Raw genomic sequence first — 17,795 nt, forward strand, 5'->3', positions numbered from 1 at the left:
GAGCGACATCAGGCAGCGGCGCCTTATGCTGCTGGATAAGCCACCAAGCGCCACCGTGGATCAATACCGAAACGGCTACTAATAACAGTACCTGCTGTTTCTTCAGCACCGGGCTTGAAGTGTTCGGCTTATAAGCAATTGCCGGCCAGATAGGCGACTGCGCGCCAACCAATGCAAACTGGGGCGGCTGTTTCTTTACCGCGTCATTCATTAAAGCTCCCTCGGGTATATGAAGGGCAATAACAGTCCGTTCAAACATATTTTAAATGTTCGAATGCCTGGCACATCGTTGAATTCGGGCACGAGCTGGCCCCGGGGCCTACGCCCAGCATTCAGCGAATTCGGTTCAACGCTTCAGAACTATGGGCAGCGTGTCATGTGGCGTCCTGTTCAATAAGACAAAGTTCGATGTACGGATCTGTTGCCTGCCTGTTACAGAGCAACCGCTATGCCAAAAGCCGCACCATAGAGGCGTTCGCTTGAGCAGCCCCTATGAATGTCGCATTTTTATAACTTTGTTGTTTTCAGCAGGCGAAGCAGGGCTGAACAGGCCACTATTCCTCTTTCAAGTACCAGATACCCAGGCGTGAAAGTTCGTGACCGTACGGTCATTCAAACCCATGATCATGTAGCTTTATCAAGGTATTTTCAGATGCACCAAACTCGTCGGGCGCGAATTGCTTTGGTGCATAAACAAGGAAGGCTCAATCCATAAGGTTATTATCCAAGCACTTCTAGTTATCGATGCTCAACCAGGCGCACGGTACGCCCGTTTGTTACTTCAACGTAAACCAAGAAAAAACAGTAATGGCTTATCGCCAATTATCGAAAAAAAGGGGTGCGCAGGCTGCTCTAGCGCAGCGGCGCAAAGGAACGAGCGAGTGGAGGTGCAGGAGGGGGTAGCGCCAGCGCTGGCCCGCGGCGCGGCGCAGGGGAGCTGAAGCGAGACGGCAACGGCTTGAACAAGGAGGGCACTTCGAGCATTGGCCAGGTTCCATTTACTGCAGGCGCCCGCTTGTGGCAGGTTCTGCACCGCTAATGAACAGGGTGACTGTCCGTTGGTGGCAATTGGTGCGGGGTGGCACCGGCTGGCCCCTGGTTCGGGCCCAGCTCCTTTGCGCCCCATTGCGGTAGGAAGAATTGTGCCAACTTGGTAACTTCGTACCAGATTGAATGCATGAGCATGGGCCGGCGTCAGGATGCAGACGGCCCCCGCCCTCCTTTAAGGTAAACCCGATGCTTGACGATTTTCACTATTACGAGCCCAAGCAGGGCCACGGCCTGCCCCATGACCCCTTCAATGCCATCGTCGGCCCCAGGCCGATTGGCTGGATCTCCTCGCAAAGCGCCAGCGGCGTTTTGAACCTTGCGCCTTACAGCTTCTTCAATGCCTTCAACTACATTCCGCCCATCGTTGGCTTTTGCAGCATCGGCCGCAAAGACAGCCTCAACAATATCGAAGCCACCGGCGAGTTCGCCTGGAACCTGGCGACCTTCGAGTTGGCGGCGCCGATGAATCAAAGCTGCGCACCAGTGGGGCCAGAGGTAGACGAGTTTTCTCTGAGCGGGTTGACACCGGCGCCTTCGAAGGTGATTTCAGTTCCGCGGGTAGCGCAAACGCCGGTTTCGTTCGAATGCAAGCTGACGCAGGTCCTGCAACTGCAGCGGGCAGACGGCCAGACCGTGCCGAGTTGGCTGGTGCTTGGTGAAGTGGTCGCTGTGTATATTCGCCGCGATCTGCTCAAGGACGGGGTGTACGACACGGCGGCGGCGCGACCGATCTTGCGCGGTGGCGGGCCGGCGGATTATTTCGAGCTGGGCAACCTGTTCAAGATGACCCGCCCGCAAGCCTGATCAACCGGCGCGGCGCAGGCCCGCTTCGGAGGCTATCGGGGCGCCAGGCTGGATATCGATATGCATCACCCAATACTGGTTGACCCAGGCGGCGAACAATTCCGCCACCGGGTTGCCCAGCCAGGCCGCCATGGCACTGCGGTCCGCCCAGCACATGCGCAAGTGCCATACCCCCGGGTCATCGGCCTGGCGGTCCGCCTCGATAGCCAGGCACTCGGGCAGCATCCTGCTCGTTTCCACCAACCGGGCCAATGCCTGCCCTACAGCGACAGAGCGGCCGGGCCAGGTGCGGATAATGGCATGGTGACTGATCAACGGCTGTTGAGTCATGGTTACGCTCCCTGGTTTCGGTATTTCTGATCAAGGTAACGTTACTGCTCGGCCCGCAATGGGCGGTAGACCGATCCTGCCAGGGGATTGCCTGATCCTGCGAAACCTTCTCTATCATCCACCCATCGCGCTCGCGCCAGCGGCTGGAATAGCGCATCGTTTTAAGCAAGGCGCCTTCCGGCCCGCTCATTAACCGGTGTTCCTTTATCGCACCCACGGGGCGATGGTTCGCAGGATTGGGCAAGGATCGGGCAGAATCCGCCTAACCCCGACCCTTGCTTGTTTATAGGCTAGCTATTCACCTGACGGGAGCATGCCCCATGACGCCATTCGATGCTGTGCCGGAGCCGCTGAACGCGCCCATAGAACTACAACGCGCAGAACTGGCGGGCATCATCGGGCGGCACACCGAAAGCCAGCTGCTGTGCCCCAGTGCCGTGCCCGGGCTTGTTCTGGTTCGCTATAACCACTGCGCGCGTTCGTTCCCGGCGCTGGCCCAGCCGGCCTTGTGCGTGTTGGCCCATGGCAGCAAGGAAGTGAGCCTGGGAGAAGAGCGCTATGTCTATGACTCGCTCAATTACATGGTTGTGTCGGTGGCCATGCCGATGAGCGGGCGCATTCTCGATGCGTCGGTGGAGAACCCCAGCCTGTCGCTTCGCCTGGACATCGACCCAGCGGAGATCACTGCGTTGATCGCCGACGCCGGCCCCTTGAGCGTCCCGGCCCGCCCGGCTGGCCGCGGCTTGTATGTGGATCGGTTGTCCGCCGATCTCCTCGACGCGATCTTGCGCCTGACCCGGCTGAGCGACACACCTCGCGACGTGGCCGTGCTCGCGCCGCTGATTCGCCGCGAAGTGCTCTATCGGTTGCTGCGCAGCCCCCAGGGCCACCGCCTGTATGAGATTGCCCAGGCCAACAGCCAGGCGCACCGCGTCACCCAAGCGATCCATTGGCTCAATGACAACTATGGCGAACCGCTGCGCATCGAGGACCTCGCCCGCCGGGTCAACCTGAGCGCCTCTACCCTGCACCACCGGTTCAAGGCGCTGACCTCCATGAGCCCGCTGCAGTATCAGAAGCAGTTGCGCTTGCAGGAGGCTCGTCGCCTGATGCTCGCCGACGGCCTGGACGTGTCAGTCGCCAGCTACCGCGTGGGATATGAAAGCCCTTCGCAGTTCAGCCGCGAATACAGCCGCCTGTTCGGCGCGCCCCCAAGCCGGGACATGGCACGCTTGCGCCTGGCACCAATGGGCAGCGCCGCCCTGTAAAACCAGCGCGGCAAGCCCGCCGAGCGCGGCGCCACGCCATGGCACCGGGCGGCGGCCAACAACTGTCGCAAAGTTCATAGAAGCCTCACGGTCGCTTTAGTAGACTCATCGCCCAACCCGGCCTGCCCGGCCCACGGTGCTATCAGCGAACCCGGCCAGCCTGTGAACGACTCAAGCCCTTCCGCCCCCGCGCTGCGCGACATACTCGTTGCGCTGATGAGCGCGATATTCCTCGGCGCGCTAGACCAAACCATCGTCGCGGTGTCCATGCCGGCGATCTCAGCGCAATTCGCCGACGTCGAACTGCTTGCCTGGGTGATTTCCGGCTACATGGTCGCCATGACGATTGCCACGCCGATCTACGGCAAGCTCGGGGACCTTTTCGGCCGCCGGCGGATGATTCTCATCGGCATGGGGCTGTTTACCGTGGCGTCGCTGTTCTGCGGGCTGGCGCAGAGCATGGAGCAGCTGGTGCTGGCGCGAATCCTTCAGGGCATCGGCGCGGGCGGCATGGTTTCGGTGAGCCAGGCGATCATCGGCGACGTGGTACCTCCGCGTGAGCGCGGCAAGTACCAGGGCTATTTCAGCAGCATGTACGCCGCAGCCAGCGTCGCCGGCCCAGTGCTTGGCGGGCTGATGACCGAGTACCTGTCGTGGCGCTGGGTGTTCTGGCTCAACCTGCCGCTGGGCCTGGGCGCGTGGCTGTTTATCCGCCGGACCCTGGCCGGCCTGCGCACGCCGCAGCGCCAGGCACGCATCGATTACCTGGGCACCGTGCTGTTGATCGTCGGCCTGGGCGCGGTGCTGCTGGCCATCACCGATGTGGGCCAGGGCCAGGCATGGCACAGCTCGCCGGTGATAGCCCAGTTCGCCAGTGGCGTGCTGGCGCTGGCGGTGTTCGCCTGGCACGAGCGGCGTACTGCCGAGCCGATCCTGCCGCCACGGCTGTTCGCGGACCGCTCGGCGGTGCTCTGCTGGGTCACTATCTTCTTTACCAGCTTCCAGGCCATTTCCATGTCCGCGCTCGCCCCCCTGCGCTTCCAGAGCGTGACTGGCGGCGGGGCGGACAGCGCGGCCTTGTTCTTGCTGCCGCTGGCGTTCGGCTTGCCCATTGGTGCCTTCTTCGGCGGCCGCCATACGGCGCGCAGCGGTCGCTTCAAGCCAGTCATCCTCTCGGGCGCGCTGCTGGTGCCGGTAGGCGTGTTGGGCATGGCTTTCACACCCATCAGCAACCTGTGGTTGAGCTGCCTGTTCATGCTGCTCACCGGCATAGCCTGCGGGTTGCAGTTCCCCACCTCGTTGGTGGGCGCACAGAACGCTGCCGAGCCCAAGGACATTGGCGTGAGCACCAGCACCACCAACCTGTTCCGGTCGCTCGGCGGCGCCATGGGGGTGGCGTTGATGTCTGCATTGCTGCTGGCCCTGCTCGGCGCGGAGCCGGCGCAAGGGCTGAGCGAAGCGGGCCGCGGTAACCTGCTGCTGCAGAGCCTGGCCGCGGCCAACGCCCCGGCCGGGGGTGGCCGCGCGCAGCTGGCGGGGGTGTTCCAAGAACTGTTCTGGATCAGCGCGGGGCTTTCCCTGCTGGGGCTGGCCGCCGCGCTGGCGATGCCTGACCGCCTTTTACGCGGCCGTACTTGAGGCCACCTGAGCGGTTCGCAACGCCGGGCTGAGCCTAAGCATGTCGAACAGGCAGCCGACCAGCCGCGCCGCTTCTTCATCCAGGCGCTGGCTGTCCGGCAGCAAGAGCCACATGCTGATATGGCCGTCGATGAAGGCATGCAAGGTAAGGGCAGCGCGGCGGGTGTCGAGGTCGGCAGGCAGTTGGCCACGGTTCACGGCGTTGCGCAGGGTGCACTCGATGCGTTCGTTGCACTCGGCGGTGACAGCCTGCCGCTGCTGGCGCAGGTCGCACATCTCGTTGGTGAATTCACATTTGTGAAAGAGGATTTCATTGATGCGCCGGGTTTTCGGGTCGAGAGAAACGCCTTGAAACAGTTTGATCAGCAGGGCCTGCATGCACCCCAGTGGGTCGGGTTCGTCTTCGCTTTCACTGGCCCGGGCGAGGTCTTCCAGCGGTTCGCTGAGGGTGTCGAGCAGCGCTTGCAGCACATCGGCCTTGTTGCTGAAGTGCCAGTAAATGGCGCCCCGGGTGACCCCGGCCCGGGCAGCAATATCGGCAAGGGTCGTGCTGGCCACGCCGCGTTCATAGAAGGCGTGCTCGGCGGCCTCTACGATCTGCTTGCGGGTTTCCAGCGCTTCTTCTTTGGTGCGGCGAACCATGGCAGTGACCTCATGGGGCGCTTCGCCACAGGCGAAGCGAACCGGCGCTTTTATTATGGTGACGGCGCCAGTGGCTGATCGGTACGGGGCTGAGTGCAGGCGAAACGCCTATTTACAAACAGCCGCGAACGTAAGTATATTCGTTAGTAAGCTATTTATCTAGATGTTACAAATCCGTCCGTTCCATTACTCTTGAGCGTCTTCCGCGTTCCGCCCCGAGGATCTTCATGCAATTCAAGCCAGCTGTTACCGCATTGGTATCCGCCGTCGCCCTGGCCACACTGCTCAGTGGCTGCGAGAAGCAACAGGCGGCTCCTCCCGCCGCCCAGGCTCCTCAGGTAGGCGTGGTTACCCTGCAACCGCAGACCGTTACCCTGACCAACGAACTGCCCGGCCGCACCAGTGCGTTCCGCATGGCCGAAGTGCGCCCACAGGTAGACGGCATCATTCTCAAACGCTTGTTCCAGGAAGGCGCGGACGTCAAGGCTGGCCAGCAGCTGTATCAGATCGACCCTTCCGTTTACGAAGCCACCCTGGCCAATGCCCAGGCGAGCGTCGAGCAGTACCGCTCGCTGACCAACCGCTATAAGCAACTGATCGACGAGCAAGCGGTCAGCCGGCAGGAATACGACACGGCTCGCGCCCAGCAACTGCAAGCCGAAGCCACCCTCAAGAGCGCCCAGATCAACCTGCGCTACACCAAGGTGCTGGCGCCGATCTCCGGGCGTATCGGCCGCTCCGCGGTGACCGAAGGTGCGTTGGTGACCAACGGCCAAACCACGGCCATGGCGACCATCTCCCAGCTGGACCCGATCTACGTGGACGTCACCCAGTCCACCGCAGACATGCTCAAGCTGCGCCGCGCGCTGGATAACGGCCAACTGCAGAAGGCCGGCAACAACGCCGCCAAGGTGCAGCTCACATTGGAAGACGGCACCCCTTACGGCAAGGAAGGCAAGCTTGAGTTTTCCGAAGTGTCCGTGGACGAAACCACCGGCTCGGTGACCCTTCGCGCCGTGTTCCCCAACCCCGATCACACGCTGCTGCCGGGCATGTTCGTGCATGCGCAGCTGATGGCCGGCGTTGCCCAGGCGGCGATCCTCGCGCCCCAGCGTGGCGTGACCCGCGACCTGAAAGGCACGCCGACCGCACTGGTGGTCAACGCCGAGAACAAGGTAGAGCAGCGTCAACTCAAGACCAGCCGTACCGTTGGCGATGCCTGGTTGATCGAAGATGGCCTGAAGGCCGGCGACAAGGTCATCGTCGACGGCCTGCAATACGTCAAGCCCGGTGCGCAGGTTCAGGCGCACGAGGCAGCGGCCAACGCGCCCGCCAATGCGCCCGCCGCTGGCGCGGCACCCGGACAAGCCTCCGGGGGCCAGAAGGAGTAAACCATGTCGAAGTTCTTTATTGATCGACCGATCTTCGCCTGGGTGATCGCGCTGGTGATCATGCTGGTGGGCGGCCTGTCGATCCTCAAGCTACCGATCAACCAGTATCCGGCCATCGCGCCGCCGGCCATCGCCATCCAGGTGAGCTACCCAGGCGCGTCCGCGCAGACCGTGCAGGATACGGTGGTGCAGGTCATCGAGCAGCAGATGAACGGCATCGATAACCTGCGCTACATCTCCTCGGAAAGTAACTCCGACGGCAGCATGACCATCACGGTGACCTTCAACCAGGGCACCAACCCGGACATCGCCCAGGTGCAGGTGCAGAACAAGCTCAACCTGGCGACCCCCCTGCTGCCGCAGGAAGTGCAACAACAGGGCTTGCGCGTCACCAAGGCGGTGAAGAACTTCCTGCTGGTGATCGGCCTGGTGTCTACCGACGGCGCCATGACCAAGGATGACCTGGCCAACTACATCGTTTCCAACCTGCAGGACCCGATCTCACGGACCTCCGGCGTGGGCGACTTCCAGGTGTTCGGTGCCCAGTACGCCATGCGCATCTGGCTCGACCCGGCCAAGCTGAACAACTTCCAGCTCACCCCGCTGGACGTAACCTCGGCCATTACCGCGCAGAACGTGCAGATATCCTCCGGCCAGCTCGGCGGCCTGCCTGCCCTGCCGGGTACCCAGCTGAACGCGACCATCATCGGCAAGACCCGCCTGCAGACCTCCGAGCAGTTCGGCAACATTTTGCTCAAGGTCAATACCGATGGCTCCCAGGTGCGCCTGCGTGACGTCGCGAACATCTCGCTGGGCGGCGAAAACTACAGCATCAACGCGCAGTTCAACGGCAAGCCGGCGTCTGGCCTGGCGATCAAGCTGGCCACCGGGGCCAACGCCCTGGATACCGCCAAGGCGATCCGCGCCACCATCGACAGCCTCAAGCCGTTCTTCCCGCCGGGTGTGGAAGCGGTATTCCCGTACGACACCACCCCGGTAGTGACTGAGTCGATCTCCGGGGTGGTGCACACCCTGATCGAAGCGATCGTGCTGGTGTTCCTGGTGATGTACCTGTTCCTGCAAAACTTCCGCGCCACGGTCATCACGACCATGACCGTGCCGGTGGTATTGCTGGGCACCTTCGGCATCCTTGCCGCGGCGGGCTTCACCATCAACACCTTGACCATGTTCGGGATGATCCTGGCCATCGGCTTGCTGGTGGATGACGCCATCGTGGTGGTGGAGAACGTCGAGCGGGTGATGGCCGAGGAGCACCTGTCGCCCAAGGAGGCCACGCGCAAATCCATGGGGCAGATCCAGGGCGCGCTGGTGGGTATCGCCCTGGTGCTTTCGGCGGTATTGCTGCCGATGGCCTTCTTTGGCGGCTCCACCGGGGTGATCTACCGGCAGTTCTCGATCACCATCGTGTCGGCGATGGCGCTGTCGGTGTTCGTCGCCCTGGTGTTCACCCCGGCGCTGTGCGCCACCTTGCTCAAGCCGATCGACGAACAGAAACACGGGCAGCCCAAGCGCGGTTTCTTTGGCTGGTTCAACCGGACCTTCGACAGCGGCGTGGTCCGCTACGAGCGTGGCGTGGGCGCGATGATCCGCCACCGCTTGCCGGCCTTCCTGGTGTACTTGGTGATCGTGGCCATCATGGCCTGGATGTTCACCCGCATTCCCGCCGCCTTCCTTCCCGAGGAAGACCAAGGGGTGATCTTCACCCAGGTGCAAACCCCGCCCAATACCTCGGCCGAGAACACCCAGAAGGTCCTGGACCGCGCCCGCGAATACCTGCTCGATGCCGATAATGGCGAGGGCAAGGCCGTGAAGTCGGTATTCACCGTCAGCGGCTTCAACTTCGCAGGCCGTGGCCAGAGCTCGGGCCTCGCCTTCGTGATGCTCAAGCCTTGGGACGAGCGTGACGCCAGCATGAGCGTGTTCGAAGTGGCCAAGCGCGCCCAGCAGCACTTCTTCGGCTACAACGACGCCATGACCTTCGCCGTGGTCCCCCCTTCGGTGCTGGAACTGGGTAACGCCACAGGCTTCGACTTCTTCCTGCAAGACCAGGGCGGGGTTGGCCACACCAAGCTGATGGAAGCGCGCAACCAGTTCCTGGGCCTGGCCGCGCAAAGCAAGATCCTCGCCGGCGTACGCCCCAACGGCCTTACCGACGAGCCGCAGTACCAGCTGACCATCGACGACGAACGCGCCCGCGCCCTGGGCCTGAGCCTTTCGGATATCAACAGCACGCTGTCGGTAGCGCTGGGGGGCAGCTACGTCAACGACTTCATCGACCGTGGTCGAGTGAAGAAGGTGTATGTGCAAGGCGACGCCAGCGGCCGCATGCGCCCCGAAGACCTGGAAAAATGGTACGTGCGCAACAGCGGCGGGAAAATGGTGCCGTTCTCGGCCTTCGCCAGCGGTACCTGGACCTACGGCTCGCCCAAGCTGTCACGCTACAACGGCGTGGCCGCCGAAGAGATCCTCGGCACCCCGGCCCCCGGCTACAGTACCGGCCAGGCGATGGAAGAGGTAGAACGGCTGGCCAAGCAGCTGCCGGCAGGCATCGGCTACAGCTTCACGGGCTTGTCGTTCGAGGAGCGGCTGTCCGGGTCCCAGGCCCCTGCCCTCTACGCACTGTCGGTGCTGGTGGTGTTCCTTTGCCTGGCGGCACTGTATGAAAGCTGGTCGATCCCTATCGCGGTAATCCTGGTGGTGCCTCTGGGGGTGATCGGTGCCTTGATCGCTACCAGCCTGCGTGGGCTGTCCAACGACGTGTTCTTCCAGGTGGGGCTGCTGGTAACGGTGGGCCTGGCGGCGAAGAACGCGATCCTGATCGTCGAATTCGCCAAGGAATTGCACGAGCAGGGCAAGAGCCTGCTGGACGCCGCTGTCGAGGCCTGCCGGATGCGTTTGCGCCCGATCATCATGACGTCCATGGCGTTCATCCTCGGCGTGGTACCGCTGGCGATTTCCAGCGGCGCCGGTTCGGGGAGCCAGCATGCCATCGGCACGGGCGTTATCGGCGGGATGATTACTGCGACCATCCTGGCGATTTTCTGGGTGCCGATGTTCTTCGTTGCCGTATCTTCTGTCTTCCATGGTCGCAAAAAGCCCAGCGACCCTACACCTGACGAGGCTGGCCAATGAGCAAGTCCCTGATTTCCCTCGCGGTGGCCGCAGCCCTGCTCAGCGGCTGCTCGCTGATCCCCGACTATAAGCAACCGGCCGCCCCGGTGGCCGCGCAGTACCCGCAAGGGCCTGCGTATGCACCGGCGGATGCGGCCCAGGTCGCGGCGGCTGAACAGGGCTGGCGGGAATTCTTCCGCGACCCGGCGCTGCAACGCTTGATCGAGATGTCCTTGCAGAACAACCGCGACCTGCGGGTCGCGGCACTTAACGTCGACGCCTATGCCGCGCAATTCCGCATCCAGCGCGCCGACCTGCTGCCGGCGATCAGCGCCGATGCCGCCGGCACCCGCCAGCGCACCCCGGCGGACCTGTCCACCAGCGGCCGCTCGGGCATCTCCAGCAGTTACTCGGCGACCCTGGGTATTTCCGCCTACGAGCTGGACCTGTTCGGGCGCATCCGCAGCCTCAGCCAGCAAGCCTTGGAAAGCTACCTGTCGACCGAGGAAGCGCGCCGCTCCACCCAGATCAGCCTGGTGGCGAGCGTGGCCAACGCCTACCTCACCTGGCAGGCAGACCAGGCGCTGTACCAGCTCACCCAGGACACCCTCAAGACCTACGAAGAAAGCCTGCGCCTGACCACCCGTAGCAGCGAGGTAGGCGTGGCGTCCGCGCTGGACCTGAGCCAGGCGCGCACCGCCGTGGAGGGCGCGCGGGCCAACCTGGCGCAATACCAGCGGCAAGTCGCCCAGGACCTGAACAGCCTGACCGTGCTAGTAGGCGCCAGCCTGCCCAACGACCTCGCACCGGGGCAGCCGCTCGACGGCGATCTGCTCAGCGAAGTGCCCGCTGGGTTGCCTTCGGACCTGCTGACGCGGCGGCCCGATATTCTCCAGGCCGAGCACAACCTCAAGGCCGCCAATGCCAACATCGGCGCCGCCCGGGCCGCGTTCTTCCCCAGCATCAGCCTCACCGCCAGCGCCGGCACCGCCAGCGCCGACCTCGACGGGTTGTTCAAGGGGGGCTCCGGCCGTTGGATCTTCAGCCCGGCGATCAGCCTGCCGATCTTCAACGCAGGCGCGCTCCAGGCCAGCCTGGACTACTCGAAGATCCAGAAGGACATCAACGTCGCCAACTACGAGAAGGCCATCCAGACGGCGTTCCAGGAAGTGTCCGACGGGCTCAGCGCGCGCAAGACCTATACCGATCAACTGCAAGCGCAGCGTGACCTAGTGAAGTCCAGCGAGGATTACTACCGGCTCGCCGATCGGCGCTATCGCATCGGTGTGGACAGCCACCTCACCCTGCTCGACGCGCAACGTTCACTGTTCAGCGCGCAGCAGTCGCTGATCAGTGATCGCCTGGCGCAGCTCACCGCCGAGGTCAATCTGTACAAAGCCCTTGGCGGCGGCTGGTACGAACGCAGCGGGCAGGCGAACAACGCCGAGCCAAGACCGCCCCAAGGTTAACCACGCCACCCACAACCCCGGCCTCTGCGCCGGGGTTTTCGCATCTGCCCCTTACCGTTCTTGGTTTCACTGTTCACCACCGGCGACCTGCTCGTCGGGCTGGCCATCGCGCGTCACATTCCTGTCATCGAACCGTTTCACACTAGTGGCTCGGCGCCAGCTATCTTGCCAGTTGTCTGCTGAAACCTGCTTAAACGAAACGCATGGCTCAATTTAATAAAGCGATAGCTCCGGCCGCTTTGCCGCGTCCTTGAGCGGTTCAGGGCTTGACGGCAGCACTGAATTAGACAAAAGTCATAGCGCATTAACGAAATTTTTACTTACAATGAAATCGGACATCACAAGACTGATGTCTTGAATTAACCGAGTAGTTAGTGTTCGCCTATCGCCCGTATTAGGTGATAGCGAATTGACCCAACGGAAGGGAAATTTGCAACATTCGCTCGGCGTGAATCGCTCGGCGAGGCTACCCGCGCACACGGGCCGGCCCTGACTAAACCAATAACAATAGGTTGGCCACTATGCATGTCACCAGCACCCGTCCCAGCTGAACCCAGACCCAACGCTTGATACCCCGCGATGACAGCCGGAGCCCGTGCCCCGTGCCGTCGAAGTGGCCCGCTATTGCCAACGCTCAGCAGAGAACACAATAAGAATGAACGCCATCCACTCGAGTTTTGCCCGCAACAAAGGTTTCGGCCTGGCCCTTCTTGGCCTTGCAGTTTCAGCTGCCGCGCTGCCCACGGCTGCCGCCGAGTCGGGCTTCCTGGAAGACACCAAGGCCACCCTTAACCTCCGCAACTTCTACTTCGACCGCAACTTCGTCGACAACGGCCCATCGGTGGCAGTGCCCGGCGCAACCAAGCGCGGCGCAGCGTCGGAATGGACCCAGAGCTTCATCCTGGATGCCAAGTCGGGCTTTACCCAAGGGACGGTCGGCTTCGGCGTCGACGTGCTAGGTATGTTCTCGGTCAAGCTGGACGGCGGCCGCGGCACCTACGGCACCCAGCTGCTGCCGGTGCACGACGGCAACGTCCCGGCTGACGATTTCGGTCGCCTGGGCGTGGCGGGCAAGGTCAAGTTCTCCAAGACCGAGCTGAAAGTGGGCGAATGGATGCCGGTTCTGCCGATTCTTCGCTCGGATGATGGCCGCTCTCTGCCGCAAACCTTCCAAGGTGCCCAGCTCACCTCGAAGGACATCGACAACACCACGCTGTATGCCGGCTCGTTCAACCGCAACAGCCAGCGTAACGATGCCAGCATGGAGCGCATGTCGCTGAACAACGCCGGCACCACCGTCCGCGGCAAGCCGACCATCAGCGGTGACGCCTTCAACTTCGTAGGCGCGGAATACACCTTCAACGAAAAACGCACCATGGTCGGCGCTTGGTACGACCAGCTGGAAGACGTCTACAACCAGAAGTACTTCCAGCTGCTGCATTCGCAACCGATTGCCCAAGGCATTACCGCGGGCGCCAACCTTGGCTACTTCATGGGCGAGTCCGACGGCGATGGCCTGGCAGACAACCTGGCCGGTGTGAAAAACCAGCAGAACCGCACCATGTCTGGCCTGTTCTCGCTCAAGGTAGGTTTCAACACCTTCTATGTGGGCCTGCAGAAAGTCACCGGCAATGCTGGCTGGCAGCGCGTCACCGGTACCAGCGGCGGCACCCTGGCGAACGACAGCTATGGCTGGAGCTATGAGCTCGAAGGCGAGAAGTCCTGGCAAGTACGTCATGACTACGACTTCGCGGGCCTTGGCGTTCCTGGCCTGACCCTGATGAACCGCTTCATCGAAGGCAGCAACGTTCACTCCGGCACAACCGTTACCGACGGTGAAGACCGCGGCCGCGAGACCGAAGTGGCCTACGTGGTGCAGAGCGGTACGTTCAAGTCGTTGAGCGTGAGATGGCGTAACTCGACCCTGCGTCGTAACTACGGCAACACCAACAGCTTCAACGAAAACCGGCTGATCTTTAACTACCCGATCAGCCTGCTGTAATACGGCCTGGCCCGCAGGCTCCTACCCGGTTCGAAACGACGGGACAGGAGCCTGCGAAGCCGCGAACACGCAGGGTGCTCGGGCTGGCACCGGATTACCCTTCCCTGGACTCCACGCCCAACTCATCCCAAACCGACTCGGCCAGGTGGAAGGTCGCATTCGCCGCGGGAATGCCGCAATAGATCGCGCTCTGCATGAGCACTTCCTTGATTTCGTCCCGAGTCACCCCGTTGCTGGCGGCGGCACGCAGGTGCAGCTTGAGCTCTTCACTGCGGTTCATGCCGATAAGCATGGCAATGGTGATCAGGCTGCGGGTATGACGAGGCAAGCCGGGGCGTGTCCAGATATCACCCCAGGCGTGGCGGGTGATCATCTCCTGGAACTCACCGTTGAACTCGGTAATGTTCTTCAGGCTGCGGTCCACATGGGCGTCACCGAGCACAGCGCGGCGGACCTTCATGCCTTCGTCGTAACGTTGTTGTTCATCCATGGTCGTCATCCCTTTCTGGCAAGCAAAAAATCCAGCACGCGCTGGCTGAACGGTTCGCCCACTTCCACGTTGGACAGGTGCGCGGCTGGGAACACTTGATGCTCCGCCCCCGACACACGGGCCTGGATGTAATCTCCACCGGACGGTGGCGTGACCGCATCCTCGCTACCGGAAACGATCAGCAGCGGTGCCTTGATAGCGCTGACCTGCTCACGGAAATCGGCATCGCGCACGGCGCCGCAGCCGGCGGCGTAACCGTCCGGCGAGGTGGCCGTGAGCATCTGGGTGATGCGCTGCACCTGGGCAGGCTCGCGCTCCACGAAGCCTGGAGTAAACCAGCGGGCAACGGAGGCGTCGCGCAAACCGACCATGGCCGCTTGGCGGTCGCGCAGCACTGTTTCGATTCGCGTGTTCCACACTTCGGCAGTGGCGATTTTCGCCGCCGTGTTGCAGATCACCAGGCGGTTTAGCCGGTCGCCGGCATTGATACCCAGCCACTGACCGACCAGCCCGCCCATGGACAGCCCACAGAAATGCACCTGCCCCAGCTCGAGCGCGTCGAGCAGTGCGAGCACGTCCTGGCCAAGCTGTGCGACGCTGTAAGGTCCTTCGGTTACCAAAGACTTGCCGTGACCCCGGGTGTCATAACGCAGCACCCGGAAATGCTGGGTGAAAGCAGGAATCTGCGCGTCCCACATGCCCAGGTCGGTCCCCAGGGAATTGGACAGCACCAGCACCGGGGCGCCTTCAGGGCCTTCGAGCTGATAATTGAGTTCGCCATCGGCGAGTTTGACGCTAGCCACGTGGGCCTCCTTTCAAGCATCCAGACGGTTATGTTCGGCCACTGCACGCTCGACCCAGCGCTGGGCCTGGCCAAGGTAGTGGGCAGGGTCGAGCAGGCGGTCGAGCTCGGCCGGCGAGAGTTCGGCGGCCACTCGAGGGTCTTCGCCCAGCACCGCGCGCAGGTGTCGCTGCTCGGCCACCGCGCGTTTGCAGCACTGCTCGATCAGATGATGGGCGGTGTCCCGGCCCAGCCGCTGTGCCAGCACGATGCTGACCGCCTCGGCCAGCACCAGCCCATGGGTCAATTGCAGGTTGCGGCCCATGCGCTCGGCGTCTACCTCCATGCCACCGGCAAAGCCGATGGCCTGCTCCAGCGCCCCGGATACCAGGCAGCACAGCTCAGGCAGGGTGTCCCATTCGGCGTGCCACAGGCCTAGGCTGCGTTCGTGCTCTTGCGGCATGGCTGCCAATAGCGTTGCCACCAGGCCCGGGGCGCGGGTGGCGGTAGCGATCAGCACGGCCGCGCCCACCGGGTTGCGCTTGTGCGGCATGGTGGAGGAGCCGCCCTTGCCCGGTGCTGAGGGTTCGAACAGCTCGGCTGCCTCGGTCTGCATCAGCAAGCTGATGTCGCGGCCCATCTTGCCGAGCGTTCCCGCCAGCATGCCGAGCACAGTGGCGAACTCCACCAGGCGGTCGCGGTGGGTATGCCAGGGTTGCTCGGGCAGGCTCAGTTGCAGCTCCCGCGCCAGTGCCTCGGCCACCGGCCACGCCTGTTCACCGAGGGCCGCAAGGGTGCCCGACGCGCCCCCGAACTGCACCGCCAGCAAACGCGGCTTGAGCTCGCGCAGGCGCTGCCGGTGGCGATCCAGCGCGCCAAGCCAGCCGGCGAGTTTCATGCCCAGGGTCACCGGGGTGGCATGCTGCAGCCAGGTCCGCCCGGGCATCGGCACGGCTTGGTAGCGCTGGGCCTGCTCGGCCAGGCGCTCGGTCAAGGTGGCGAGGGTGTGCTCGAGCCAGGCCAGAGCGTCGCGCAGTTGCAGCACCAGGCCGCTGTCCATCACATCCTGGCTGGTGGCGCCCAGATGAACGTAGCGCTCGGCCTCCGGGTCGTGGCTGGCGACCTGCTTGCCCAGCATCTTCACCAAAGGGATGGCCGAATTGCCCCCGCTACTCACCGCCTGGGCCAAGGCATCGAAGTCATACAGGCTTGCCTTGCACGCCGCTTCGATCACCGCCGGCACATGCTGGGGGATCAGCCCGGTACGCGCCTGAGCACGGGCCAGGGCCGCTTCGAAATCCAGCATGCCCTGCACCCGGCCCGCGTCTGAGAAGATCTCGCGCATCTGGGTCGCGCTGAAATAGGCGTCGAACAGGCTATTGCTCAGGTATTGGCTCATAAACCCCCACACCCCGCGCGGCAACCCTAACGCGGCGGCTCAATCAATGGTCGTGATGCAGGTAGGCCGCCTGCCTGGGCAGCCGGAAGCTGAACAGGAAGGCAATCACCATCATCACCGTGACATACCAGTAAAAAGCGTTCTCATTGCCGGCGCTCTTCAGGCTCAAGGCCACGAATTCGGCAGACCCGCCAAAGATGGCGTTGGCCACCGCATAGCTCAGCCCCACTCCCAGCGCGCGCACCTGCGGCGGGAACATCTCGGCCTTCACCAGGCCGCTGATCGAGGTGTAAAAGCTCACGATCGCCAGCGCCAGAGTGATGAGCGCGAAGGCGATATAGGGGCTGGTAACGGTTTTCAGCGCCATCAGGATCGGCACCGTGCACAGCGCACCCAGGGCGCCGAACCACAACATGGAGTTGCGCCGGCCAATGCGGTCGGACAGCGCGCCGAACAGCGGCTGCATGCACATGTACACGAACAGCGCGCCAGTCATGACGAAGCTCGCCGTCTCCGTGCTCATCTTGGCGGTGTTCACCAGGTACTTCTGCATGTAGGTGGTGAACGTATAGAAAATCAGCGACCCGCCCGCGGTGTACCCCAGCACTGTGACAAAGGCCAGGCTGTGGTGGGTGAACAGGCTTTTCAGGCTACCGGCGTCTTTGTCGGCGCGGGTTTGCGCGGTGCTGGTTTCTTCCAGCGAGCGGCGCAGCAGCAGGGAGATAAAGGCCGCCAAAGCGCCAATGACAAAGGGAATGCGCCAGCCCCAGGCCATCAGTTCTTGCTTGTCGAACAGCTGTTGCAGGATGACCACTACCAACACCGCCAGCAGTTGCCCACCGATCAGGGTCACGTACTGGAACGAAGCGAAGAACCCGCGCTGCCCGCGCAACGCCACCTCGCTCATATAAGTGGCGGTGGTGCCGTATTCCCCGCCCACCGACAGCCCTTGGAACATCCGCGCTAGCAGCAACAGCAGCGGTGCGGCCAGCCCAATGCTCTGGTAGGTGGGCAGGAAAGCGATCACCAGCGAGCCCGCGCACATCATCAGCACGGAAATCATCATCGAGGTACGGCGGCCATAGCGGTCTGCCACCCGTCCAAACAGCCAGCCGCCGATGGGCCGCATCAGAAACCCTGCGGCAAACACCCCGGCGCTCTGCACCAGCTGCACGGTCGGGTCTTGGGAAGGGAAGAACGCCGGCGCGAAATACAGCGCGAAAAAGGCGTAGATATAGAAGTCGAACCATTCGACCAAGTTGCCGGAGGACGCGCCGACAATGGCGAAAATCCGCTTGCGCCGCTCTTCGCCCGTGTAATGAGTCGTTGTCATTTGTTGTTCTCGTCAGGGGGTACGGAAGCCATACCGTAGCACCCCAGGCATGCGCTCGGCGAAAGG

13 protein-coding genes and 1 pseudogene are annotated in these 17,795 nt (G+C 62.9%); 7 read left to right on the top strand and 7 right to left on the bottom strand.

Annotation, left to right across the window (positions count from 1 at the left end; translation table 11 throughout):
* Window positions 1-211, bottom strand: a pseudogene (locus OGL93_RS10290) (energy transducer TonB); the annotation flags it as partial.
* Between the two features lie 1,025 nt (window positions 212-1,236).
* On the opposite strand from OGL93_RS10290, the gene OGL93_RS10295 reads away from it, so the two are divergent.
* A complete protein-coding gene (locus tag OGL93_RS10295) occupies window positions 1,237-1,854 on the top strand; it encodes a flavin reductase family protein (protein ID WP_263262542.1) in 618 nt (205 codons plus the stop codon).
* Here OGL93_RS10295 and OGL93_RS10300 read toward each other — a convergent pair whose 3' ends face one another.
* Window positions 1,855-2,184, bottom strand: a complete 330-nt coding sequence (locus tag OGL93_RS10300) for an antibiotic biosynthesis monooxygenase (RefSeq protein WP_263262543.1) — start codon at window positions 2,182-2,184, stop codon at window positions 1,855-1,857.
* A gap of 320 nt (window positions 2,185-2,504) precedes the next feature.
* Here OGL93_RS10300 and OGL93_RS10305 point away from each other — a divergent pair, with 320 nt between their 5' ends.
* Complete coding sequence (locus tag OGL93_RS10305; protein ID WP_263262544.1) at window positions 2,505-3,452, top strand: AraC family transcriptional regulator; 948 nt, start codon at window positions 2,505-2,507, stop codon at window positions 3,450-3,452.
* Between the two features lie 216 nt (window positions 3,453-3,668).
* Window positions 3,669-5,090: an MDR family MFS transporter gene (locus OGL93_RS10310; RefSeq protein ID WP_263262766.1), complete on the top strand. Its 1,422-nt coding sequence runs from the start codon at window positions 3,669-3,671 to the stop codon at window positions 5,088-5,090.
* On the opposite strand, the gene OGL93_RS10315 is transcribed toward OGL93_RS10310, so the two are convergent.
* Window positions 5,073-5,732 carry a TetR family transcriptional regulator gene (locus tag OGL93_RS10315; RefSeq protein ID WP_263262545.1) on the bottom strand — a complete coding sequence of 220 codons (660 nt, stop codon included), beginning with the start codon at window positions 5,730-5,732 and terminating at the stop codon, window positions 5,073-5,075. The two genes, OGL93_RS10310 and OGL93_RS10315, sit on opposite strands and share 18 nt — an antisense overlap.
* Before the next feature lie 227 nt (window positions 5,733-5,959).
* Between OGL93_RS10315 and OGL93_RS10320 the strand changes: the two genes are divergently transcribed.
* The 4 genes from OGL93_RS10320 to OGL93_RS10335 all read left to right on the top strand — a co-directional run bounded on the left by OGL93_RS10320 (window position 5,960) and on the right by OGL93_RS10335 (window position 13,726).
* Complete coding sequence (locus OGL93_RS10320; RefSeq protein WP_263262546.1) at window positions 5,960-7,123, top strand: efflux RND transporter periplasmic adaptor subunit; 1,164 nt, start codon at window positions 5,960-5,962, stop codon at window positions 7,121-7,123.
* A 3-nt stretch (window positions 7,124-7,126) separates the two neighbouring features.
* Window positions 7,127-10,276 (top strand): efflux RND transporter permease subunit, encoded by a 3,150-nt coding sequence (locus OGL93_RS10325; RefSeq protein ID WP_263262547.1) that lies wholly within the window; start codon window positions 7,127-7,129, stop codon window positions 10,274-10,276.
* Window positions 10,273-11,724, top strand: coding sequence for an AdeC/AdeK/OprM family multidrug efflux complex outer membrane factor (gene adeC / locus OGL93_RS10330; RefSeq protein WP_263262548.1), 1,452 nt, complete (start codon window positions 10,273-10,275; stop codon window positions 11,722-11,724). The genes OGL93_RS10325 and adeC overlap by 4 nt, the downstream gene beginning before the upstream one ends.
* Before the next feature lie 655 nt (window positions 11,725-12,379).
* A complete protein-coding gene (locus tag OGL93_RS10335) occupies window positions 12,380-13,726 on the top strand; it encodes an OprD family porin (protein WP_263262549.1) in 1,347 nt (448 codons plus the stop codon).
* 94 nt (window positions 13,727-13,820) lie between these two features.
* Here the strand turns inward: OGL93_RS10335 and pcaC are convergent, their stop codons facing one another.
* The 4 genes from pcaC to OGL93_RS10355 are packed head-to-tail and all read right to left on the bottom strand — an operon-like array spanning window position 13,821 to window position 17,729.
* Window positions 13,821-14,216, bottom strand: a complete 396-nt coding sequence (gene pcaC, locus OGL93_RS10340; RefSeq protein WP_263262550.1) for a 4-carboxymuconolactone decarboxylase — start codon at window positions 14,214-14,216, stop codon at window positions 13,821-13,823.
* Between the two features lie 5 nt (window positions 14,217-14,221).
* Entirely contained in the window at window positions 14,222-15,019 is a 798-nt protein-coding gene (gene pcaD / locus OGL93_RS10345; RefSeq protein ID WP_263262551.1) for a 3-oxoadipate enol-lactonase, read from the bottom strand.
* Window positions 15,020-15,031: 12 nt separating this feature from the next.
* On the bottom strand, window positions 15,032-16,396 hold the full coding sequence (locus OGL93_RS10350; protein ID WP_263262552.1) for a 3-carboxy-cis,cis-muconate cycloisomerase: 1,365 nt from the start codon (window positions 16,394-16,396) through the stop codon (window positions 15,032-15,034).
* 43 nt (window positions 16,397-16,439) lie between these two features.
* Window positions 16,440-17,729, bottom strand: coding sequence for an MFS family transporter (locus OGL93_RS10355; protein WP_263262553.1), 1,290 nt, complete (start codon window positions 17,727-17,729; stop codon window positions 16,440-16,442).
* Between the last annotated feature and the right edge of the window lie 66 nt (window positions 17,730-17,795).

This window comes from Pseudomonas sp. RIT-PI-S (assembly GCF_025642975.1).
In the GTDB taxonomy this organism is placed as follows: domain Bacteria; phylum Pseudomonadota; class Gammaproteobacteria; order Pseudomonadales; family Pseudomonadaceae; genus Aquipseudomonas.